Here is a 21568-nt window from a genome sequence, read left to right on the forward strand (position 1 = left end):
TTATAAAGGCGTTAGCTTATCGCTGCAATTAACAGCCTGCAACTAGAAATGCTCGGTTACACCTGCCGTGTTTTCGTACAAGGTGGCGTTTTCACGTTTATGTTTTTCAAATAAATACTCACGTAATGCCTCTTTACCACTTTTGATACTGACAATTTTTGCGGCATAGCCTAAATTAGTTTTACGGACTAAATCTATAAGCAGAGTGACTTTTTTCTTATTGGGTAGTTTAAACGTAATATGTTGCGCGTGGGTAAGGCTATAGCGATGATCGCGCGGCTTTAATAGCACGCCACTGCTTGAGAGCGAAAGCACATAAAAGCGCTCGCTTTGTAAATGTAGGTCTGAATAACGCCAGCTTCTGTCTACACCTTCAGTATCAATTACCTCAGGCGCACTCAGTACGGGGTTTAAGTAGCCGTCATCGTTGAGCTTAAACTCAAGCGGAAACCACAACTGATAATGGCCCACCTCAGCTAACATGGTTAATTTAGCGTGAGACAACAAACCTTTTAGTGTATCTGGCAAAGCCGTTTTTAAGCTAAGCTGCGAGTTATCGTTTGTATTGTCCTTGTTACTGCCTACAACAGACGAAATAAAACTTAACTCTTCCTTAGTTAAATCCATATTATTTCTCGTTTAATAAAAGCTTCACATTAAACCAATAGTGCAATTTGTTCAATATTCAAACGTAAAGTTTAAGCAAATTTAAACACCTGTTTAGAGTAAATACTTAAGAAGAGTTGATTGTTTTAGGAGGTGTTTAGCGCAGTTTAAACACCCAATGCACACAGCCTATGGGCTCTTTATAAGGCCTGCTTGTACTTGCTTTGGTTAACCAGGCTGCCACTTTTAAGGCGCGGCGCGCCTTGGCGTTTAAACTGTGATAAAATTTATTTTTAATTTTAGTTTATTCAAGGTTTTATGGCGCAGTTTATTGCCACTCCAAGCTGGTTAGGACGTTTTTTTACGCGTATTAACACCGTTACTATTAAGCAAAGTTCACTCGTTATACATTTTAAAAATAATACTTCGCGCGCCTATTTAATTAGCGACTTTACTAATTTTACACAATTTAAAAAAGGCCTGTTTAGCGGGAAAATAACCCTCAATCATAGTACAAAAACGGTAATTAGCTTTTTAAATAAACAGCAGGCTCAAACGCTTAGTGAGCAGCTAAACAGTGTTTTTGCCAATCAACTAGAAGAAAAAGTGAATGCAGCAAAAACGCTTGTAAAACGTTATGCAACAAACGAGTATCTTCGCGACTCAAACGTGCCGTTATTAAAATCGGCGGTGTTTTCACTGGCACAGCAGTACGGCGCTTTACCTGCACTATGGCAGCAGCATTTATCGGCCATTAATATTAAGTTTTTAACTATTTTAAGTAGCTCACCAACAGTAGCGCATGCCACAGAGCAGCTACGTAAAAGTTATGAGCAAAAAACACTAACGGCAAGAGCCGACTTTTATAATGTGGTTGAATCAAACCCGCTCACACATGAGCAACGCCTTGCTGTTATACGCAATAATGACATAAATTTAGTGCTAGCGGCCGCAGGCACTGGCAAAACCTCAGTAATGGTTGCAAAGGCACTGGATTTAATTGCCCATGGTGGTGTAAAGCCCGAGCAAATATTGATACTTGCTTATAATAAAAATGCGGCAAACGAATTAAATCAACGCTTTGATTTAAGGGCGCAACAAGCAAACTTAAACGTTACGCCGCCTACTATTTTAACCTTTCATGCGCTGGGGCTTAAGTTACTGCAAAGCGCTAATAAAACACGTAGCTTATCGCCTTTTGCAAACGATGCTATGGCGCTTAATAAATGGTTTACACAGTGGCTTAGTAATACCCTAAAAACAGACTCACGTTTTTGTAAAACTTTTGTTGAGACCCTGTATGAACCTACTGATAGCCTCAATACCGAAACTAAAACCGCAACTAAAACCGCCTTAAAAGCACAAACCTATCAAACCCTATCGGGGCTAAAAGTAAGCAGTTATCAGCACTTATTAATTGCCAACTGGCTTTACATGTATGGTATTGAACACACTTACCAAAATGATGACACCGCTGATTTTTACTTGCCACAGCACCAGGTTTACTTGGCGCATTTTGTGACAGATAGGCAAGGTAATTCAGTGCAGCACGCGGCTAACTTGCACAATAGCGAGCATATTAAATATGTACGCGCGCACCATAAAAAACATGGCCATGCGTTGGTGCAAACATTTCATTATAACTGGCAAGAAGGTCAGCTTGAGCAGCGTTTAAAAGCACAACTACAAAAACATAAAGTGAACATTAACCCCGTAGATAACCACGCAGTGTACGAGCGTTTATCTGCAACAGGGCTGTTAAAGCAAAATATAAATAAATACTTAAACTGCCTAAGTGCAATACGGGGTGAGCAACTATCTAACACTCAAATAGCAGCGCGAATAGCTAAAAGTGGCATTATAAATCATAAAAGTTATGCAACATTATTGGTGGCAATGCAGCGTGCATACAACGAAAAATTAAAAGAGCAAGATGCTATTGATTTTGACGACATGATTGCAAGCGCAGCTCAGGCGGTTAAATCGGGGGAGGTAAGTGTACCTTGGCGACATATTTTAGTTGATGAATTTCAAGACATTTCATGCGCACGCATGGCGTTTTTAAATACGTTAATAAAAAGTGGTCCACAACCTTGTTTTACTGCGGTTGGCGATGATTGGCAGGCTATTTATCGGTTCTCAGGCGGTAATTTGGCGCTCACCACGCAGTTTAACGATTTAATAGGCAGTCACTCACTCACGTTATTGCAAAAAACGTTTAGATATAACAACAGTATTAGTGAGGTAGCGGGGCGCTTTGTAATGCAAAACCCTGAACAATATAAAAAGCACATCACCACACATACGCAAGTAAGCACCCCTCAAGTTGTGTTACTTGACGATTTACACCAAGGTAAAAAGTCAGTAGCACTAAAAGTGCAGCAAACTATAGCCACAATTAATAAAAATAATAACACAGCCAGTATTGCCGTTTTGAGCCGTTATCGGTTTATGCTTAATGAGGTAGAGCAGCACTTAGCAGGTAACAACTTTGCTAACCCACTGCATTTTTGGACACTGCATGGCTCAAAAGGACTCGAGGCTGATTACTGTATTATTATAGGTTTTGAGCAAGGCAAGTTAGGTTTTCCAAGCAATAATCCGGGCAATTTACTTGTTGAGGCATTATTGCCCGCACAAGATACCTTTAATCATTCAGAGGAGCGACGTTTATTGTACGTAGGGATCACGCGCGCTAAGCATAAAAGCTATTTAATTGCTCCGCCATCTGCGTGTTCTGAGTTTATTAGCGAGCTAATAAACGATAATTACCCTATTGATATAGCCTCTAATTTGTTTGTAAAACAGAGTAAACAGCAAAATAAGTAAGGTTAATGATTAAATGTAAGAGTAATAACTGAGTAAAGCGCACATCGCGCTTTTGTAACTAGCAGCCAAACTAGCTTTATACACTAATGCCATGTGTCGCAATCAATGAGACCCACATTTACTATTTAGCCTGCCATTACATGCTGTTAAACTTAACGCCTATTTAGATCATTTTGAGAGCGTTATGCGTACCCGTGCTTTTTTTACTAAGCGAGTGAGCTTTATATTCGTTTTATTTACTTTATTTTCATTTAAAGGGGCTGCCCAGCAGCAAGAGCAAACCCTTATTTTAGCCGGTAGTACAATTAATAGTTGCAGTGCTAATGCGGCGCAAAGTTGCAATACGCAAAATAACTCAAAGTCACAAAGTGTATTTAAAGTAACCAATGCTAACCTTGAGCAAATAAAATTAAATTGGCCTACTAACAATTCAAATAACCAAGCAAATGTTTTAAATACCTTACGTGCCCTTAGTAGCAAAAATGCAAACGCAGTCTCTAAAAGTGAGCTGCTTTGGCAATGGCGCGATATAAACAACGAGCAACTCAATAGCCTAACAAAGCAAGAGTTTAACTTTGTGTTTGATATGCTCGAACAACCTCATGCAAACAGCACCCCAAAAGCTGAGCCACCAAGCAACGGCATATTGCAATTTATAGCGGGGAGCTTAAAGGTTGCTAACCCAACACCCACCGTATTAATTATTAGCGCAGCCCAGCGCGACCCATACGTAAAGGTAGAGGCGCTTAAAACGCTTTTACCAAAAGGTGTAACCAGCCAATGGTTGCCGCTTACACCTGCACTTGCTAAAGCAATTACTAACAATACCTGTAGTGATTTACCGGCGCTGCGTCACTCACAAATGAACCTGTATAATCGCAGCAATGTATACCCCGAGCTCATAAAGGCTGAGCAAACACTTTGTAATAATGGGGTTGAGGCGTTAGTTAATTTAATAAACACCAGTACCGGTGTTTTATTTAGCGACGGCACGGCTAAAAATGCTTTAAAAGCACTGTATGATGAAAATAATACTGCCTACCCCTGGACGAACGCGCTTAAAACTCGCCCAGTTATTGTAGGGCTAGGTGCAGGAAGCAAAATACAAAGTGAAAACGTCTATCTCTCACAGCACCAAAGCGAAGCGGTATTAAAAGCAAAGCTTGCTCCACAGCCTAATGCACTTAACGGGTTAAACACGTTTACCTATGGCCCACTGAGCACCCGCTTTAGTGAGCAAAATCAAACGTTAAACCTAGCGGGTACATTAAATACCGCAAAGCAAAAAAACGGTGATATTAAGCACGGTTTTGGTATTGATGAAAACACAGCCCTTGTTGTTATTAAATCCAACAAAGGAAGTTTAATGACCGTAATAGGGCAAAGTGGGGTTGCGCATTTAAGTACGCAGCAAAAAGCAAACAGCTATAACTACTCGTACTGGCCTGCAAGCAGTGTAATAGATATTACTAATGCCGGGTTTGAACTTAGCGAGCGCACCATTAGGCAAGCATTAGCGCCTATTAAAATACCACCTTTACCGGTGCAGCGTTTTGCCAATATTTTAACCGATTCAAAACTACGCTCGCTTACGCAAGCAATGTGCCTAAGCCAAGAGCAAAGTGCGGTAGGGCAACAAGATGACCTTTTAATAAATTTAACTGCCACAAAAAATACGCATTATCACCGCGTTAATACCCAGCCGTATGGTTGCGCATTAAGTAATTTGTCACTGAATGTAGAGCGCTTTTAACCTTAAGTGCTAGTACTAAATATACTTAATAACCTGATACAAAGGTTTATGTTTATTTTAATGGGCTTTAAAATAGCGCCCAAGAAATTTATACCTATTCGCTTAATTTAGTGGTTACGTTATACGAATAGGCATTAACCAAGCAGATTTTACAAAGAGCAATTTATGAATAACGAGCACGACATAATCGGCAACCTAGCAGAGCTAGAGAACTTTTTAGTAATGGTAGAAAACGGCGGCTTAGGCTTAAAAGGTGTATCGGGTGTAGGTATGGCTACAAGCAATAAAGACGGCAGCCATTTTGTTGCAGTATTTGACGACAAACAACAGTTATTACTGGCGCGTGGCATAACAGCCGAGGTATTTGAAAATGGCAAAGATATGGTGCGTAATGGTATAGGGCGTACACACTAATAAAAACTAAAAAGCGCCGTATGGCGCTTTTAGCTGCTTAAAACTAACTCTAAAATATTTAAAGCCTGTCGACTTGTTTTGAACTAATACTGGTCACAATATTATTTTCAAAACGGATCAATACAATATACATCCCACCAATTGAGCCTTTTAGTTTATAAGTAAACTCTTCTGTTTTAACTAATTTGTCGCCATTACCAATATCAACAGCTTCATTAAGCACATCTTTATAAAGTGGTGCGCCCACTACAGCTACAATGTCAGATTTAGTTTTACCCACACTTAATAGATTTCCGTTTTTAAGTCGAAAACTACCCTGAGCAAACGCAAAGCTTGAAATAAAAAGAGATAAAAGCAGAGGAAACACAATACGTTTTTTCATAAGTCATCCTTAAACACATAGTATTTAATGCTAGGTATACAAGGTAATACAGAAAAATGACAGCGAAAAAGAAATAAAGAGGAGGTTAAATGGTCGGTATGGCAGGATTTGAACCTGCGACCCCTGACACCCCATGACAGCCAAGGTGGTTGTTTTATAAAGCCTAAAAATCATAAGTTGTTGTATTTGATTGTTTTAAATTTTCATAAGGTTTCAGCAAATTTCTAAAAATTAAGCTATACTGGCTACACATTGGCTACACGCTCGGTTTTAAAATGGCAGACTTAACTTCAATTACTCAGGCTAAATTGTCAGCATTTAAAAAAGCTGCTTCACCACGACAGCAGTTAGGATGCGATAAAATAGCAGGTTTCTTTTATCTTAAACTTTCCAGTGGTGGCGCTTGGCGTTTGCGCTATACCGATTTACTCGGCAAACGCAGAACAGCCACAATTGCAGACGCAAACATAAAACCAAACCAAGCAGCACAAGAAGCTATTTCTTGGAAAGCTAAGCTTAGGGATGGAATTGATCCGCTCTCGCATAAAGAAGAACTAGCACAGAAGCAACGTGAAGAAGAACAATTAAAAGCGGCAAATGTTTACTTAACTGTAGGGGCTTTTTTTGATGCTATCTATTCACCCCATAAATTAGATAACTACAGGTATGGTGCTGGCACTTTAAAAGTGATTAAGCATAACTTTGAGCACTTGTTTAACCGCGATATGGATAAGTTAAATAGTGCTGATATTTTACAGTGGTACAACAAGCGCAGAGCTAAAGGCATAAAGCGTTCTACATTAGTCAGAGATTTTGGCGCATTTAAAGCGATGCTTAATTATGCTGCTCAACCATTAAAGGGCGTAAGTGAGCCTATTCTAAAAGTGAACCCACTTAAAAGCCTTACCCTGCCAGCACTCACTATTAAAGAGCAAGACGAACTAGAAGCCCATAACGAAAAGTTAAGCCACCAGCGCGATATATTCAGCTATGAAGTTAAACAGCAAATACATAAAGGTTTAGCGCTCTATGCTGATAAATTGAAAGAGCAAAGGCGTTCAAGCATAGCCCACGGCAAAAGGCATTTAGTAAACTTAGATAGCTTAACTTACCCGCACTGGTTTATTCCTTTTTGTCATATAGCCCGTTTAACAGGGATGCGCCCAGCAGACATTTATAATTTGAAATGGGAAAACTTACTGTTTAACCAATTTAATGATCAAACAACATTAACCTTTACACCTAGTAAAACTAAAAAGGCTGAGAATAGCCGAAAAGTTAAGTTCCCAGTTACGGGCGAGTTAAAGCATGTGTTTGATTGCTGGGCAGCGCAACAAGAACAGGCTAAACATGGCTTAATCTTCAAATCAGAACGCACTAACAAAAGTTTAGAGCGCAAAGCCCATCTAAGACACTGGAAGCAAGTTAAAGCGCTTGGCGGTGTGCCTGAAAGCTTAGATTTTTATTCATTTAGGCATAACTTTATTTCTGAGCTGGTGGCGCGTGGTGTGCCTGTTTTAACTATTGCTGGTTTAGTCGGTCATAAAGATGGCTCGATGATAGCGGCTAATTATTTAAGGCATGATGAACAAGATACTGCTAGTCATTTAATGAGTTTAGAGCGGAGCTGGGAAGGAAATACTAAGGAGAGCAAAAGTGGAACTTAAACCTATAAAAACTTTAGATCATTATAGTGCTATGCTTAAAAAGAGCGAGGGTTACAGTAAATGTTCAAAAGATTTAATATCCACCCTAGCAGGTATTTGTATTGGATTATTCCATGCCAAAAAAAATGAGGACACTTTTCACTGTCTCGATGTATTTAACTCTTACTTATTAGAAAACTCATTACCAGTGCCTGAATTTTTGCGAGAAAAGCTCTTACAAATAACTGAAGAGCGGATTAAGGAAAATATTGAATTAACAAAAAATAACCTTGGTCATAAAATTAAGAAAACAAGAATAAAGGATGAGCTTTTGAGATGTATGGTCAATTTGGTAATTGTAGGTGCAAGTGTAGAAAAAGCATCCGAGATAGTTGTACTTTCAAATGCAAATACATATAACAAAAGGCAACTTTATAAAGCTTCAACGATGGAAAAGTCTTATCCAGCTTATGCTAATGAAATCCTACCAGATGAACATCTTACTAGAATAGAGTTAGTAAGGCGTTCAATGGAACTTTTTTCCAATATTGAAAATACTAACTATAAAGGTTCAAATACCTTTGCATTTTGGGAAGAAATTATCGAAAAAAGCAAGGGGTTGAAAATTCCTGATTATTTAAAAGGAAATCGCCGAGTTTAGTGGATAACTAATGTGGCCTCTACTGGGAATATTTAGAAATTAAACGTTCCCTTATACTCAAAGAAATAAACTTCATAATTACTATCTGAATGAACAACAAATCAGGTGATATATTATGAAATCTACTACAAAAGAGATCCTACGCCCAAAATATGCCGCTGCTTATTTAGGAGTGAGCACTACAACCCTGTGGCGCTTAGAACAACAATCTGGCTTCCCAAATAAAATTCGTATAAGTAATCGCTGCTGCGCTTTTAGGCGAGTTGACCTTGATAATTGGTTAGCTAGCAAGGAGGTATAGCAATGAAAATACTTAACGATTTTGATCTCTATTATATTCCTAACACTAATACTCAAGCTTACAAATTACTTTTGTTACTTTTAGAAAATGACGAAGTTTTAGAGTCTGATCTAACCCTTACTTTTAATGGTCGCCAGCGAAGCCCAATACAAACTTTGGGAGGGGATAAATATTGCTGGAGCATTATTAACCGCACAAATGATAAAGGCGTTATTGTTGCGCGTAGTTTAGACCCTAGACATAAATCAGGTTCAAAGCTTGATGACGCTAAAGCAAGAGCAGAGAGAAAAAGTGAATATAAACACGATTCGCATAAACTCGCTAAGCAAGGCCGAATTAGGGAGTCTAAAGCCTTTATTGAATCTATCAGAGCAAAGTCAGAATTAGCCGACTTGGTAAGTAATGCTGCAAACGATGATTACTACCATCTACAAAACGAAAATGAAAAAGCCACTACAGCGGCAACTGGAATGGCTTCTAAACTAAATACTGGTGGGGATAGTTTAGCGACTAACCACCAGCCAAAAAAGGAGTCAAAATAATGAGCCCTTTTAAAAATTACAAACAAATAAAGCTTGCGATAGATAAGTTACTCAACTCTGAGGTAAGTGTAAAGCTTAGTGAGCTTTTAATGCTTCTAATTTTCCAACTGGGATCAGTTGCACATTTTATTGTTTGTGCGCTTGAATCGGGGGTTTTATGATTGAACAAAAAAAAGCCCTCAATAAAGGGCTAATCAAAGTGGCATGTTTCAGCTTCTATTATATCAAAAATATTATTGTTTTGCTGAGTATTCATACTCTTGTAGCCACAGCATACTTATGTATTAATTTTAATAGGGGGGCGGAACATGCTTAATTTTTTACATGGTAAAAGTCACAATGTCACCGCTGATTTTTCGTATATAAATTGGCATGAGTTAAGGCTAAAGGTTACAAGCCCTCAATACTTAGGCGCATTAACACCGAGAGAAGCGAAAGCGAGATCGGCTGTTATAGCGGCTACCGATGCGCCCAATAAAACAAAAGAGTCAATACTCTTACATGATAACTTTACGTTGCTTAGGCTTGATTTAGACGATACTAATTTAGAGTTAGCGATTATTGCCGATATGCTAGAGAGTATGTGTATAGGGTCATACTTAATTCATACCACAGCAAGCCACCAGCAACAGGCCACAACAAACCGTTATAGAGTTTATATAGAACTAGCCGCTTCTATTACCTATAAGGTATGGGCAGCTATGGAAAGCTATTTGAGTTATATATTTAACGCTGATGATTGCGCTAAGCGTCCACAGCAAATTATGTATTTACCTGTACGTTTAAAAGATGATAGTTACCAATTTAAAATTGCAGAAGGAAGGGCGCTTGATGTTGAAAGCTCTGAGCTTTACAAGGACGCACAGCAATTTGAAGCAGAGCAAAGCAAACAGCTAGAACAGGCTATTAGTCTGCCTATAAAGCCAGCTTATCAAACTCAGCTTATAGGTAATCAGGTTTCTATTATAGATGCTGTAAACAGTGCTTATTCATGGCATGAGTTGCTTATTCAGTACGGCTACAAAGCACAAGGTAAGGCTTATTTGCCGCCAGAGTCCACCAGCAAACAAGCAGGGGCTTATATATTAACGAGTCATACCGATGGTAAAGAGCGTTATTATTCGCACCATGAAAATGACCCCTGCGCTAATTATCTGTGTATAGATAAGCTTGATTTTATGGTGATACGTTCCTATCAAGGGGATTATAAAAGAGCGTTAAAGCAAATTGCTGAAACGTACTTTCCTGACTTGCATAAACATAACTTAAAAGAGTACAAAATTTATAAGCAAAACCAACGCACCCAAACGTTATTTATGGGGGCTAAATTATGAGTATAAATATACCAGCCCCGCACAAAAGCTACGAAATAGAGTTACCACAAAATACGGTATTAGATAGGCCACGCTTTACCGATTTAAAAGAGGACAGTAAAGGCAATGTAAGAGTATTAAATACTAATCAAAACCTCGCTGATTTAGCTCAATTTTGTAGCTTAGGCTTTAGGCTTAACATGATGACTTTTAATAACGAGGTGTGCGATATGTTGGGCAAATTAATAGCTGACTCTTACGACAGCATAAATAGTAAACTTATATCTGCTGCAAATATCTATGGTTTACCTGAAAAGGCAATAACTACACATTTAGTCGCGCTATGTGAGCAAACTAAATACCACCCTGTAAAGTTATACCTTGATGGTGAAAAATGGGATGGTAAAGAGCGCGTAAGTGCGGTTATTAGCTGTTTAAACGCTAAACATGAAGCACTAACCGATACTATATTAAAGCATTGGCTGGTGGGCTGTGTGGCTTCTCTTTATGAGAAGAACTTTAAAAGTAAACTTGTACCAGTATTACAAGGTGATCAATCTTTTAGAAAAACAGCATTTGTGTCTCGTTTTGCAGAGATTATTCCACATGCGTTTTTAGAAGGAGCAGCATTAAACCCCGATGATAAAGACAGCGTTTTATCGTGTATCCGCTCATTTATTGTTGAGCTAGGCGAGCTTGAACGTACCAGTAAAAACTCGCAAGGGAGCTTAAAAGCGTTTATTACTAATAAAGTCGATACAGTAAGGCCACCTTATGCAAGACTCGATATTAAAAAACCAAGGCAAACACATTTTATTGCCACGGTTAACGGTAGCGAGTTTTTAAAGGATGAAACAGGCTCAAGCCGCTTTGCTGTTATTGAAATGGAACAAGCCGCTAACATGGACAAGCTAAACGAGCTATTAGGCTGGCACTATGATGGTACAGGCTCACTTAAACAGGTTGATGAGTCACAGCTAAAGCAGTTTTGGCTTGAAGTAAAGCACCTCTATTTAAGTGGTTATGGTTGGATGCTTAAAAACGAAGATTTGCAGAAAATAGCCAAGCTTAATGACAGCTACCAAGATAAGGGCTTTGCGTATAGTTACATATACGATAATTACATAGCACCAGCCAGCAAGATAGATTTTGCAAACGAAATAGATAGGCCACAGTGTATTAATGGTTGGTTTACGGCAGGTGAGTTAAGTTATGAAGATAAAAAGCTTAGCTCTTATGCAAACGGTGTTATTGGAAAAGCGCTAAAGCGACTAAACCGCGAAGGTTATCTACAAGCCAAAAAAGCAGGGGGGAATCAAACACGATATAAATTAAGCAGTAACTAGCTGCTTCTTTTATATTAACTGTTAGGTTAGTTGAGTAAAGTTAAGCTCTTAAAACTTACCTAACCCCGCTAAAGCCCTTTATTGATGAGGGCTTTATTTATTTGTGTTAAGTAGTTAAGTAGTTAAGTAACTTTCTATAAATAATTAAAAATAGCTGATTAAATATGTAGCAGTCAGTAAAAGGGATAAGGACTACCGAGTATAGAAAAGGCTAATATTAAAAAGTTAGCGATTTTACTTAACACCTAACCAAACGTAATTAAGCTATTAAAAATTAGCAACTTAGTTGTTGTTAGGTAAGTGCGTACAACTAATAGTTTTTAACTTTTTTGCTCTTTAACGTGCTGCAATAGTGCGTCGATATAATTAGGTGGAAAAAGACCTATAGTAAAAATATTTTTAAACCTGCTATTGATCCTAAATTTAAGTCCACCATTCTTAACTGCTTCTATTAATTCTGATTCTAAAATTGTGAATGAAACTATTTCGTGAAAACCACAGCCCGTAAACATATTTGCGCTGCAAGATGTAACATCTCGTTTTATTACATATGAATTTCTAGTTTCACCACCAGAAAAGCTCAGAGAGTCGTAGTATCGCCACTCTTTATTGTACTTAATTCCAAATACTAATGAGTAAGAAACGGATTGAGTTTTTTATTTACCTTCGATTGTAAGAAGTAAGTAAATATATCGAGAGTAAGGCCTCTCGCTAAAGTGTCATTAATTGGTATGGCTTGTATTGTGATGTCTTTATCAAACTCACTTGATGAAATGCCAGAGTTATCGTAAAGATATTGCTTAGAAAGAGTGTCAACGGGCGGGGCTGACTTACAACCGACTATTAGCACAATTAGAATAAATAATAAGTTTTTCAATTTCACATCCTTGTGGTTAATAAATAATAAAGTAGTTGAGCTATTTTATTTGTTTTGTATCTCTTTCGCGCTTGAGCCGTTGTACATGCCTTGGTCGTTATAGCGTACGTTAGTTACAATTCCATTATTTACTTCATAAATATACTGTCTTTCACCGTAACCTTTACCCACCTCATAAGAGTAATAGCTTTTACCATTTAATTGGGTGCTTTTATCAGGTAGCCCCAAATGGTTAATCAATTTTTCTTCTGAAATTGAGTCTAATGGAAAATTTTCTAAATAAGAGATCGGTGATGTGTATATTGTTGGTTTTGAAATACCGTCTTTACTCACACTAGCACAGCCCACAGTTAGTAGAAAAATCATTAGGTTTGTAAGGGAGATAATTTTTTTCATTGCAATGTCCTTATTATTAATAATATATATGACTATAGGCTAAAATTAACATACTAAATTAGCAGGCACTATAAAATTATACGATTATTGATTAACAGTTGAACATATTCACACCCTTGTATATTTTAATAGCTCATATAAAGAAAAGGGAACAACTATGAAATATGGAATTTTAATTTTATGTGCTTTATTACTAACGGCCTGTGCTACTGCAAACTACACAACTGGCAGCAATTTTAAAACGGATAAAGTTGATCAAATAGAAAAGGGAGTTACAACTAAAGAGCAGGTCGCTGATTGGTTTGGTGAACCGTACTCAAAAACGGTTATTAATGGCAATCAAGTTAAGTGGCTTTATTTTTATTCACAAGGCACGTCAAAAGCTCAATCTTATGTGTTTACTATGAAAGTTCAAACCGATGGCACTCAAAAAACGCTAGATATATTGTTTGATGACGGCATTGTTTCAAACTACACCTATACCAATGGCGCAGCGCCGCAAATGAGTATTAATTAATATTAAGGGCGGTATTAGTACTTTTTAAAAATTCCGCCCTTAACTAGCTAAAATAAATAAGCTTAACGTTCAATAATTACCGCAGTACCCGAAGCAACAATAAACAACATACCAGACTTACCACCACCAGATATTTCACTGTAATCTAAATCGATACCAATCACAGCGTTAGCTCCTAATGAAAAAGCCTCTTTTCTCAATTCTGCTAAGGCTGTTTTGCGGGCATCTCTTAGCGTGTTTTGTATGCTTTTATTTCTTCCACCAAAAGTATCACTAAGGCTTGCTAATATATCTTTGAAAATATTCATACCATAAACACACTCGGCAGTAATGACATCTAAACGTTTTATTACTTTAAAGTTTGGAGCAGTTTCAGTAGTGAGTAAAATCTCATTTTGATTTAAGTTTGCTAATTTAGAGTTTTCAATTTTTTCATGTTGGAGTTTAGAGTATTGATTGCGCAAAGAGCTATTTGGTAAACCATACTTTCTGTGCAAAAAAATTTTTTTTGCTTTTTCTATATGATTTGCATGTGTTTCATCTACTGAGGTTATTAAATTACCATAACTGTATACTTCATATTTATTACTTACTTTTTGAGTTCTTAGGCCACTTGTAGCGTAATTTTTTGATTTATAGTTTAATGATGAAACTGAAAGAGTGAGAGGGGAAGAATTTATATCTTCAAATTCAATATTAGGTAAGTCCTCTATAAAATCATCACATTCACGAACATAAAAGTTATCAAAAGGATTTCTTTTATCACTTTCAATCAATAGATTTGTAATGTATTTCCCCTCATACCAAACTGTAATATGAGTATTATTTTCAGAGTCTTTTCTTTCCGCCGTGGCTAATTTTGCAGTTTCATAAAATATATTGTTAATGTTATCAGTCAGGCCTTTTTCACTAATGTTCCATTGCGGAGCTGCTTTCTTAACATCCGAATCATTCTTTTTATTAAAAAACATAACCGTCCTTAGTAGTTGCTGTTTTATCAGAGTTACAAAAGAACGAGCCAATTTCAAGCTATTTAAGCCTACCAGTGCAAAGCTGTGCTTACCCTTTTTTATACAGGCATTGCGTACCTATAACTTTGCTTAAAAGGGTATAATAAGAAGTCAAATGAGGGGGGGGGTTATGAAACGAATAGATAAACTTAACAATGACAGGCAAATATTTGAAGCGTTAGCGAAAGTATTAAATGAAGCGCATAAATTTAAAAATCCGAGTTATGAATTGTTAGTAAATTACTTAAATGACAAAAACTTAAAAACTAGTTGGGGTAATGCTTGGACTCGAAAAAGCTTATTCAGGTATTTACAAAGAAACGGCTTTTCTGGTGTGTGGGGCTTACGTAATAGCTTAGAGCAATACACTCAACTAGCTAAGTTTATTTAGGGTATTTTCAGTCATCGTAAAAAGGGTCTTTCGCAACCAATACGCGCGAACGATTAAAGAGATAAATTATTATTTCCCGACTATAAAAAAGAGCAGAGTGGCTACATATTGGCTACACGCAGTGTTTTTGTAGAAAATAACTTATTAGGATTTGGGGTAAGTTATTGAAAAGATGGTCGGTATGGCAGGATTTGAACCTGCGACCCCTGACACCCCATGACAGTGCGCTACCAAGCTGCGCTACATACCGACGTTGTTTGCAATAGTACGTATATTTTATTAAAAATCAATAAGTGATTGTTTGTTTGCGTGTTTATTGTGCAAATGAGCTAAAAAACTTTAAGCTAAGGGCGTATCGCCCTTAGTAAGCACATGCCGTGCAGCGCATGTTAAGCCACCAAACAACACGCCCTAATCTTTATTTAGCCATTGATTGATCGAGTCATACATTTCATCGCGTATCAGCGGTTGTGCTTCTTTATTTGGATGTAATTGATCTCTTTGCATTAAGTTTGGCTTATCTGCCACATTAAGCATAAAAAAGTTAAGTAAATGAGCATTTGTTTTTTCACTTACTTGTGTAAAACTGTCAGTGAACATTTTACTGTAACGCGGCCCGTAATTAGGGGGAATATAAATTTCCATTAACGCGACCATGGCATTTTCAGCTTGGCTTTTTTCGATTAAATCCGTTAAGTTGGCCTGCATTTTTGTTACCGGAAAACCACGTAAACCATCATTAGCACCAAGCTCAATAAGTACATGGCTTGGTTGGTATTGCGCTAGTAAGGCATCTAGCCTGCGTAAAGCGCCACCGGTAGTTTCGCCACTAATACTGGCATTAATTAGCTCTATATTACGCTGCTCTGCATCGTATTTATCTTGTAACAATTTAACCCAGCCTTGCTCTTGTTTAAGCCCATAGGCTGCACTTAAACTGTCTCCAAGTATTAAAATCGTGTTGTCGGCCGCCGCACTAAGTGGTTTGATAACTAAAAATAAAACGAATACAAAACGTAGGATTGAATGAGTCATATGTCAGCGCTTTCTCAATTAAATATTATTCAAGTAAATGGTTTGTCTAAAGTAGTTTCTACCTTCGAAGGTGAGTTGCCCATCCTCAGCGACATCAGCTTTAATGTCAAGCATGGCGAGTCAGTTGCTATTGTTGGCACCTCTGGCTCAGGAAAATCCACGTTATTAAGTTTATTAGCGGGGCTAGATACCGCCAGCAGTGGTGAAATTACCCTTGATGGCGAGCCGCTACATAAATTAGATGAAGAGCAACGCGCGGCATTGCGTGCAGAAAAAGTAGGTTTTGTATTTCAATCTTTTATGTTGGTACAAAGCTTAACCGCACTTGAAAACGTGATGCTGCCGGCAGAGCTTGCTGGCGAAAGCGATGCCAAAGAGCAAGCTCTTGCCCTATTAGAAAAAGTGGGGCTGAGCCATCGTATTGATCATTACCCATCGCAACTCTCTGGTGGTGAGCAGCAACGTGTAGCCATTGCCCGCGCTTTTATTGGCACACCTAAAATTTTATTTGCCGATGAGCCCTCTGCAAATTTAGACAGTAAAAACGGCAAAATGGTGGAGTCACTATTATTTGATTTAAACCAGCAGCACGGCACAACGCTAATTTTAGTAACTCACGATGAAGCACTCGCGCAAAAGTGCCAGCATATTGTACAAATTGAAGCGGGCTGCTTAGTTAAAAACTCAAAAGAGGACGTAGCGAATGTGGGCTAAGTTAGCACTTAAATTATTTGCGCGTGAATTTCGCCGCGGCGAACTAACGGTAATTAGTGCCGCCATTGCGCTGGCGGTATTAACGGTGCTTACACTGTCTATGGTCACTGAGCGAATAGCACAAAGCATAGCGCAAAAAAGTAGCGCGTTTATTGCCGCAGATAGAGTACTGGCAAGCGCCCATGAGCTAGATACGGCTTTTATTAGCAAAGCCAAACAAGAAAACTTACAAACTGCGCAAATGATCTACTTTGATACCATGTTATTTGCCAACGACGAGATGCAATTTACCTCAGTAAAAGCGGCGTCTAACGAATACCCGTTAAAAGGCGAGTTAAAAGTTAAATCATCATTGCTTGGCGAAACTCAAGTAGCGCAGAGCGGCCCGAAGCCTGGCAATGTGTGGCTAAGTGAATCGGTTTTTTACAGCTTAAATATTGATATTGGCAGCCAAGTAGAGCTAGGCGCGGCAGTATTTAATGTAGAAAAAGTGGTGGTTGAAGAGCCAGATGCGCCGTTTAATGTATTTTCGAGCAGCCGCAGAGTGCTTATAAATATTGCTGATGTTGCAAAAACTGAGGTTATTCAACCTGGCAGCCGAGTTAATTATCGCCAACTCTATGCAGGCGATGAATCAGATATAACGCGGTTTTATGAATGGTTAAAGCCGCAAATGGCGGAAAACCAACGTTGGTATGGTGTAAAAGATAGGCAGTCGCCCATATCAAATAGCTTAAACCGTGCAGAAAGCTTTTTATTACTGGCCGGTTTGCTGGGCATTATTTTGGCTACGGTTGCTATTGCTGTGTCGGCTAAGCGTTATTGTGAGCGCCAATACGACCCGGTAGCAATGATGAAAACACTTGGCGGAAGCCGTGCATTAATCCGTAAAATATATTTTATGCACTTACTCATGGTGTGTGCTTTAGCGGTTATTGTGGGTTTAGCCATAGGCTACGGTTTACAAGAAATAGCCACTGGTTATTTAGCAAAAAGCATGGATATGAGCTTACCTGCCGCCGGGTTTAAACCTTGGCTGGTGGCCATTAGCACAGGTGTTATATGTGCAGTTATGTTCTCTATTAAGCCACTGCTTGATTTATTTGATATTCCACCGCTTAGAGTATTGCGCCGTAATTTAGGGGACAGACTAGCGGTAAGCCGTGTGCACTTAGGTTTAAGCGCGCTTACGGTGTTTTTATTAATGTGGTTATTTAGTAACAACATTAAAATAACGCTTATTTTATTTGTCTCCACGCTTGCTTTGATTGCGGTTTTGTTTGTTATTTCAAAATTAATATTTGGCGGTGGCCGTAAATTAGGTTTAAAACCAGGCAATAGTTGGTCGTTAGCTATTGCTTCTATACAAAAACGTGCCAACGTAAATGCGGTGCAGCTTATTAGCTTTTCGTTGGCGATAAAATTGCTATTGTTTTTGATTGTGCTTAAAAACGACATGATCTCAGATTGGCAGTCTCAATTACCCGCCGATGCACCTAATGCATTTTTAGTTAATATTACGCAAAACGAACTAGAGCCTGTAAATAATTACCTAGCAGAGAACGATATTTTAGTTTCGGATTTTTATCCAACCATTCGTGGGCGAGTAAATGCGGTAAATGGCGAGCTTGTGGCGCGTAAAGTGTCGTTGCAAGATAACGAGAAAAAAGATGAAGAAGCGCGTTCAGGCATCGGCCGTGAGCTTAACTTAACCTGGCTTGATAATGTACCAGCCCAAAACGAAATTGTGCAAGGGCAGTGGTTTGGCGAAGGCGCAGTGGGTGAGGCATCGGTTGAGGAGTCTATGTTGGAGCGCCTAGACGTAGAAATAGGCGACACCTTAACATTTTTAATTGGTGCGCAATCATTTGACGCTAAAATTACCAGTGTGCGTAAAGTAAATTGGGCTACGCTAAAACCTAACTTTTTTATTATTTTAAGCCCTGATGTGCTAAAAGATTTTCCGGCTACGTATATTTCATCTGTGCGTATAGAGCCAGAGCAAAAGAAAGCGTTTAGCCAGTTACTGCGCAGCTATCCAACCATTACCGCCATTGATGTAGATAACTTTGTTAAGCAAATACAATCAACCATTGAGCAGGTGTCGTTAGCTATTGGCTTTGTGCTTGCTATTGTTGTTTTGTGTGGCGCATTAGTGCTTATATCTCAGGTGCAAGCGAGCCTTGGCGAGCGAATGCAAGAAATAGTAATACTGCGAACGTTAGGCGCCAAAGGGCGGTTAATAAAAAATGCGACGCTTTATGAATTTTTGCTATTAGGTGGCTTAGCTGGGTTTGTAGCCGCATTATTTAGTGATATAGCCTTATTGATTGTTCAGCAGCAAATGTTTGACTTAGCCGGTAAGTTGCACCCGGCAATTTGGCTAATAGGGCCAGTGTCGGGCGGGGTGTTTGTAGCCGCGCTTGGCTACTTTATGATTGCCCGTAAACTTAAACAAAATACCCAAGGCTTAGTACGTGCTTTAGCCTAAGCTATACTTTTAACGCTAAACGCCCGCACTAAGTTGCGGGCGTTTTTGTTTTTACTCGCCACTGGTAATTTATACAGTGCTCTGGCATTATTACCGTTATTGAAAAATAACAATAATGAGTGTGCTGTTTGGCCATTATTTTAGGGATAGACCCAGGTTCACGTTTAACCGGTTATGGTGTGGTTGCGCATCAAGGTGCTAAATTTACCTATTTAGGAAGCGGTTGTATTAAATTAGCCGAGCATGAGTTCCCCATACGATTAAAAATGATCTACCAAGGGATCACGCAAATAATAGAGCAGTTCTCCCCCGAAACCTTTGCCATAGAAAAAGTATTTATGGCGCATAACCCGGATGCCGCGCTAAAACTTGGTCAAGCCCGAGGAGCCGCGATAGTGGGAGCCTCTATGGCCGACTTACCCGTATTTGAATACTCAGCACGGCAAATTAAACAAGCTGTGGTAGGTAATGGCGGCGCCGATAAGTCGCAAGTGCAACACATGGTCAAAAATATTTTAAAATTACCTGGCACACCGCAAGCCGATGCGGCCGATGCGCTTGCCATTGCAATTTGCCATGCGCACTCAGAACAAAATTTAATAAAACTAGCGGGTAGCGCAAGCAAAACCGTTAGAGGACGTTTAAGGAAATAAATATGATTGGCCGTTTAAATGGCATTTTAGTTGAAAAGCAGCCGCCTGAAATTTTATTAGAAGTAAGCGGCGTAGGCTACGAAGTACAAATGCCCATGACCTGTTTTTACGACTTACCTAATATTGGTGAAAACGCCATAGTGTACACGCACTTTGTAGTACGCGAAGACGCACAACTATTATTTGGCTTTAATAATAAAACCGAGCGCGCGCTTTTTAGAGAACTATTAAAAGCAAATGGTGTGGGCCCTAAACTAGGCTTAGCTATTTTGTCGGGCATGTCGGCGCAACAATTTGTTAGTTGCGTAAACAACGAAGATGCCACAACATTGGTTAAATTACCGGGTGTGGGTAAAAAAACTGCTGAGCGTTTAGTGCTTGAAATGAAAGACCGCTTAAAAGATTGGGGTAACGATTTATTTACGCCATTTAGCGATAATGCCGTTATAGAGCCTCCTAGCGATGCAACAATTGCCAATAATGCTGCAGACGATGCCGTATCGGCACTTGTTGCGCTTGGTTATAAATTGCCACAGGCGCAAAAAGCAGTAAAATCGGTAAGTAAACCCGATATGTCTACTGAGGTTCTTATTAAAGAATCTTTAAAATCAATGTTGTGAGTAACCCATGATTGAAGCTGATCGTTTAATTGACGCGAGCGAAAAAACCAACGAAGACACCATAGACCGCGCAATAAGGCCCAAGCTTTTAGCCGACTACAAAGGTCAGCCGCATGTTAAGCAGCAAATGGAAATATTTATAGAGGCAGCGCGCAGCCGCGGTGAAGCGCTCGATCATCTATTAATATTTGGCCCGCCGGGCTTAGGTAAAACCACGCTTGCTAATATTGTTGCCAATGAGCTTAATGTAAGTATTAAAACCACTTCAGGCCCAGTACTTGAAAAAGCCGGCGACCTTGCTGCATTGCTTACCAACCTTGAAGAAGGCGACGTGCTGTTTATTGATGAAATACACAGACTCAGCCCACAAGTTGAAGAAATACTTTACCCCGCAATGGAAGATTACCAACTCGATATTATGATTGGTGAAGGCCCCGCTGCACGCTCTATTAAATTAGACTTACCGCCGTTTACGCTTATTGGCGCGACAACACGCGCAGGCTCACTTACCTCACCACTTAGAGACCGTTTTGGTATAGTGCAGCGCTTAGAGTTTTACTCGGTAGCTGACTTATCGCATATAGTGGGGCGCTCTGCACATTACCTAGATTTACAAATGTGCGACGATGGCGCTACCGAAATTGCAAAACGCTCACGAGGCACACCGCGTATAGCTAACCGCTTATTACGTCGTGTGCGCGATTACACGCAAGTAAAATCAGATGGTACAGTAAATGCCTCAGTTGCTGAGCTAGCCCTTGATATGATTGACGTAGATAAAAGCGGGTTTGATTACATGGACCGTAAATACTTACTTGCCATTATCGAAAAATTTATGGGTGGGCCTGTAGGGCTAGATAATTTAGCCGCCGCCATAGGCGAAGAAAAAGAAACCATTGAAGATGTAATAGAGCCTTTTTTAATTCAGCAAGGCTTTATTCAGCGCACACCGCGCGGGCGAATTGTATCAGACAATGCGTATCATCACTTTGGTTTACTCCCAAAACAAGATTAACCCCTCTTTAGCCTGTTACTGTAAATGTAGCGGGCTACTTCCTCTGTTAAATGTAA

At 39.1% G+C, this 21568-nt stretch carries 21 protein-coding genes and 1 tRNA gene; 16 read left to right on the forward strand and 6 right to left on the reverse strand.

Annotation, left to right across the window (positions count from 1 at the left end; genetic code table 11):
• Positions 1–42 precede the first annotated feature (42 nt).
• On the reverse strand, positions 43–627 hold the full coding sequence (locus CWC04_RS16500; protein WP_024032189.1) for a hypothetical protein: 585 nt from the start codon (positions 625–627) through the stop codon (positions 43–45).
• A gap of 297 nt (positions 628–924) precedes the next feature.
• Here CWC04_RS16500 and CWC04_RS16505 point away from each other — a divergent pair, with 297 nt between their 5' ends.
• From CWC04_RS16505 to CWC04_RS16515, 3 genes are all read left to right on the forward strand, one after another.
• Positions 925–3435: a UvrD-helicase domain-containing protein gene (locus tag CWC04_RS16505; RefSeq protein ID WP_138685925.1), complete on the forward strand. Its 2511-nt coding sequence runs from the start codon at positions 925–927 to the stop codon at positions 3433–3435.
• Positions 3436–3619: 184 nt separating this feature from the next.
• Complete coding sequence (locus CWC04_RS16510) at positions 3620–5188, forward strand: type 1 glutamine amidotransferase family protein (RefSeq protein ID WP_138685926.1); 1569 nt, start codon at positions 3620–3622, stop codon at positions 5186–5188.
• A gap of 165 nt (positions 5189–5353) precedes the next feature.
• Entirely contained in the window at positions 5354–5602 is a 249-nt protein-coding gene (locus CWC04_RS16515) for a hypothetical protein (protein ID WP_138685927.1), read from the forward strand.
• A gap of 58 nt (positions 5603–5660) precedes the next feature.
• Here the strand turns inward: CWC04_RS16515 and CWC04_RS16520 are convergent, their stop codons facing one another.
• Positions 5661–5984 carry a DUF2845 domain-containing protein gene (locus CWC04_RS16520; protein ID WP_054983647.1) on the reverse strand — a complete coding sequence of 108 codons (324 nt, stop codon included), beginning with the start codon at positions 5982–5984 and terminating at the stop codon, positions 5661–5663.
• A 275-nt stretch (positions 5985–6259) separates the two neighbouring features.
• Between CWC04_RS16520 and CWC04_RS16525 the strand changes: the two genes are divergently transcribed.
• From CWC04_RS16525 to CWC04_RS16550, 6 genes are all read left to right on the forward strand, one after another.
• Positions 6260–7651, forward strand: coding sequence for a site-specific integrase (locus CWC04_RS16525; RefSeq protein ID WP_138685928.1), 1392 nt, complete (start codon positions 6260–6262; stop codon positions 7649–7651).
• Positions 7641–8291 (forward strand): hypothetical protein, encoded by a 651-nt coding sequence (locus CWC04_RS16530; RefSeq protein WP_138685929.1) that lies wholly within the window; start codon positions 7641–7643, stop codon positions 8289–8291. The genes CWC04_RS16525 and CWC04_RS16530 overlap by 11 nt, the downstream gene beginning before the upstream one ends.
• A 115-nt stretch (positions 8292–8406) precedes the next feature.
• On the forward strand, positions 8407–8592 hold the full coding sequence (locus CWC04_RS16535) for a helix-turn-helix transcriptional regulator (RefSeq protein WP_138685930.1): 186 nt from the start codon (positions 8407–8409) through the stop codon (positions 8590–8592).
• A gap of 2 nt (positions 8593–8594) precedes the next feature.
• Entirely contained in the window at positions 8595–9134 is a 540-nt protein-coding gene (locus tag CWC04_RS16540) for a hypothetical protein (RefSeq protein WP_138685931.1), read from the forward strand.
• A gap of 308 nt (positions 9135–9442) precedes the next feature.
• Positions 9443–10468, forward strand: coding sequence for a hypothetical protein (locus CWC04_RS16545; RefSeq protein ID WP_138685932.1), 1026 nt, complete (start codon positions 9443–9445; stop codon positions 10466–10468).
• Complete coding sequence (locus tag CWC04_RS16550) at positions 10465–11793, forward strand: VapE domain-containing protein (RefSeq protein ID WP_138685933.1); 1329 nt, start codon at positions 10465–10467, stop codon at positions 11791–11793. The genes CWC04_RS16545 and CWC04_RS16550 overlap by 4 nt, the downstream gene beginning before the upstream one ends.
• Positions 11794–12715: 922 nt before the next feature.
• On the opposite strand, the gene CWC04_RS16555 is transcribed toward CWC04_RS16550, so the two are convergent.
• Complete coding sequence (locus tag CWC04_RS16555) at positions 12716–13066, reverse strand: hypothetical protein (RefSeq protein WP_138685934.1); 351 nt, start codon at positions 13064–13066, stop codon at positions 12716–12718.
• A 157-nt stretch (positions 13067–13223) separates the two neighbouring features.
• On the opposite strand from CWC04_RS16555, the gene bamE reads away from it, so the two are divergent.
• Complete coding sequence (bamE, locus tag CWC04_RS16560; protein ID WP_138685935.1) at positions 13224–13583, forward strand: outer membrane protein assembly factor BamE domain-containing protein; 360 nt, start codon at positions 13224–13226, stop codon at positions 13581–13583.
• A gap of 62 nt (positions 13584–13645) precedes the next feature.
• Here bamE and CWC04_RS19875 read toward each other — a convergent pair whose 3' ends face one another.
• Complete coding sequence (locus tag CWC04_RS19875) at positions 13646–14554, reverse strand: YbjQ family protein (RefSeq protein ID WP_249326177.1); 909 nt, start codon at positions 14552–14554, stop codon at positions 13646–13648.
• Positions 14555–14723: 169 nt separating this feature from the next.
• Between CWC04_RS19875 and CWC04_RS16570 the strand changes: the two genes are divergently transcribed.
• Positions 14724–14984, forward strand: coding sequence for a hypothetical protein (locus tag CWC04_RS16570; RefSeq protein WP_138685936.1), 261 nt, complete (start codon positions 14724–14726; stop codon positions 14982–14984).
• 173 nt (positions 14985–15157) lie between these two features.
• On the opposite strand, the gene CWC04_RS16575 is transcribed toward CWC04_RS16570, so the two are convergent.
• Both CWC04_RS16575 and CWC04_RS16580 read right to left on the reverse strand, forming a co-directional pair.
• A tRNA-Pro gene (locus tag CWC04_RS16575) sits at positions 15158–15234 on the reverse strand.
• Positions 15235–15395: 161 nt separating this feature from the next.
• Positions 15396–16019: an arylesterase gene (locus CWC04_RS16580; protein ID WP_024032180.1), complete on the reverse strand. Its 624-nt coding sequence runs from the start codon at positions 16017–16019 to the stop codon at positions 15396–15398.
• On the opposite strand from CWC04_RS16580, the gene CWC04_RS16585 reads away from it, so the two are divergent.
• The 5 genes from CWC04_RS16585 (at position 16020) to ruvB (ending at position 21512) form a co-directional block, all read left to right on the forward strand.
• On the forward strand, positions 16020–16733 hold the full coding sequence (locus tag CWC04_RS16585) for an ABC transporter ATP-binding protein (protein WP_004587268.1): 714 nt from the start codon (positions 16020–16022) through the stop codon (positions 16731–16733).
• A complete protein-coding gene (locus CWC04_RS16590) occupies positions 16723–19224 on the forward strand; it encodes an ABC transporter permease (protein ID WP_138685937.1) in 2502 nt (833 codons plus the stop codon). The genes CWC04_RS16585 and CWC04_RS16590 overlap by 11 nt, the downstream gene beginning before the upstream one ends.
• A 128-nt stretch (positions 19225–19352) precedes the next feature.
• The gene (gene ruvC / locus CWC04_RS16595; protein ID WP_004587270.1) at positions 19353–19877 is read left to right on the forward strand and encodes a crossover junction endodeoxyribonuclease RuvC; all 525 of its coding nucleotides are present in this window, start codon (positions 19353–19355) and stop codon (positions 19875–19877) included.
• A 2-nt stretch (positions 19878–19879) separates the two neighbouring features.
• Entirely contained in the window at positions 19880–20497 is a 618-nt protein-coding gene (ruvA, locus tag CWC04_RS16600; protein ID WP_089347320.1) for a Holliday junction branch migration protein RuvA, read from the forward strand.
• A 7-nt stretch (positions 20498–20504) separates the two neighbouring features.
• Positions 20505–21512: a Holliday junction branch migration DNA helicase RuvB gene (gene ruvB / locus CWC04_RS16605; protein ID WP_004587272.1), complete on the forward strand. Its 1008-nt coding sequence runs from the start codon at positions 20505–20507 to the stop codon at positions 21510–21512.
• Positions 21513–21568: the final 56 nt, after the last annotated feature.

The organism is Pseudoalteromonas sp. S2893, assembly GCF_005887105.1.
GTDB lineage: Bacteria > Pseudomonadota > Gammaproteobacteria > Enterobacterales > Alteromonadaceae > Pseudoalteromonas > Pseudoalteromonas atlantica.

Coding starts and splice junctions, on each gene's coding strand:
- CWC04_RS16510 (WP_138685926.1), top strand. CDS start 3,620: ATGCGTACCCGTGCTTTTTTTACTAAGCGAGTGAGCTTTATATTCGTT.
- CWC04_RS16570 (WP_138685936.1), top strand. CDS start 14,724: ATGAAACGAATAGATAAACTTAACAATGACAGGCAAATATTTGAAGCG.
- CWC04_RS19875 (WP_249326177.1), bottom strand. CDS start 14,554: ATGTTTTTTAATAAAAAGAATGATTCGGATGTTAAGAAAGCAGCTCCG.
- ruvA (WP_089347320.1), top strand. CDS start 19,880: ATGATTGGCCGTTTAAATGGCATTTTAGTTGAAAAGCAGCCGCCTGAA.
- CWC04_RS16540 (WP_138685931.1), top strand. CDS start 8,595: ATGAAAATACTTAACGATTTTGATCTCTATTATATTCCTAACACTAAT.
- CWC04_RS16545 (WP_138685932.1), top strand. CDS start 9,443: ATGCTTAATTTTTTACATGGTAAAAGTCACAATGTCACCGCTGATTTT.
- CWC04_RS16590 (WP_138685937.1), top strand. CDS start 16,723: ATGTGGGCTAAGTTAGCACTTAAATTATTTGCGCGTGAATTTCGCCGC.
- CWC04_RS16520 (WP_054983647.1), bottom strand. CDS start 5,984: ATGAAAAAACGTATTGTGTTTCCTCTGCTTTTATCTCTTTTTATTTCA.
- CWC04_RS16515 (WP_138685927.1), top strand. CDS start 5,354: ATGAATAACGAGCACGACATAATCGGCAACCTAGCAGAGCTAGAGAAC.
- ruvB (WP_004587272.1), top strand. CDS start 20,505: ATGATTGAAGCTGATCGTTTAATTGACGCGAGCGAAAAAACCAACGAA.
- CWC04_RS16550 (WP_138685933.1), top strand. CDS start 10,465: ATGAGTATAAATATACCAGCCCCGCACAAAAGCTACGAAATAGAGTTA.
- CWC04_RS16555 (WP_138685934.1), bottom strand. CDS start 13,066: ATGAAAAAAATTATCTCCCTTACAAACCTAATGATTTTTCTACTAACT.
- CWC04_RS16525 (WP_138685928.1), top strand. CDS start 6,260: ATGGCAGACTTAACTTCAATTACTCAGGCTAAATTGTCAGCATTTAAA.
- bamE (WP_138685935.1), top strand. CDS start 13,224: ATGAAATATGGAATTTTAATTTTATGTGCTTTATTACTAACGGCCTGT.
- CWC04_RS16535 (WP_138685930.1), top strand. CDS start 8,407: ATGAAATCTACTACAAAAGAGATCCTACGCCCAAAATATGCCGCTGCT.
- CWC04_RS16580 (WP_024032180.1), bottom strand. CDS start 16,019: ATGACTCATTCAATCCTACGTTTTGTATTCGTTTTATTTTTAGTTATC.
- CWC04_RS16505 (WP_138685925.1), top strand. CDS start 925: ATGGCGCAGTTTATTGCCACTCCAAGCTGGTTAGGACGTTTTTTTACG.
- CWC04_RS16500 (WP_024032189.1), bottom strand. CDS start 627: ATGGATTTAACTAAGGAAGAGTTAAGTTTTATTTCGTCTGTTGTAGGC.
- CWC04_RS16585 (WP_004587268.1), top strand. CDS start 16,020: ATGTCAGCGCTTTCTCAATTAAATATTATTCAAGTAAATGGTTTGTCT.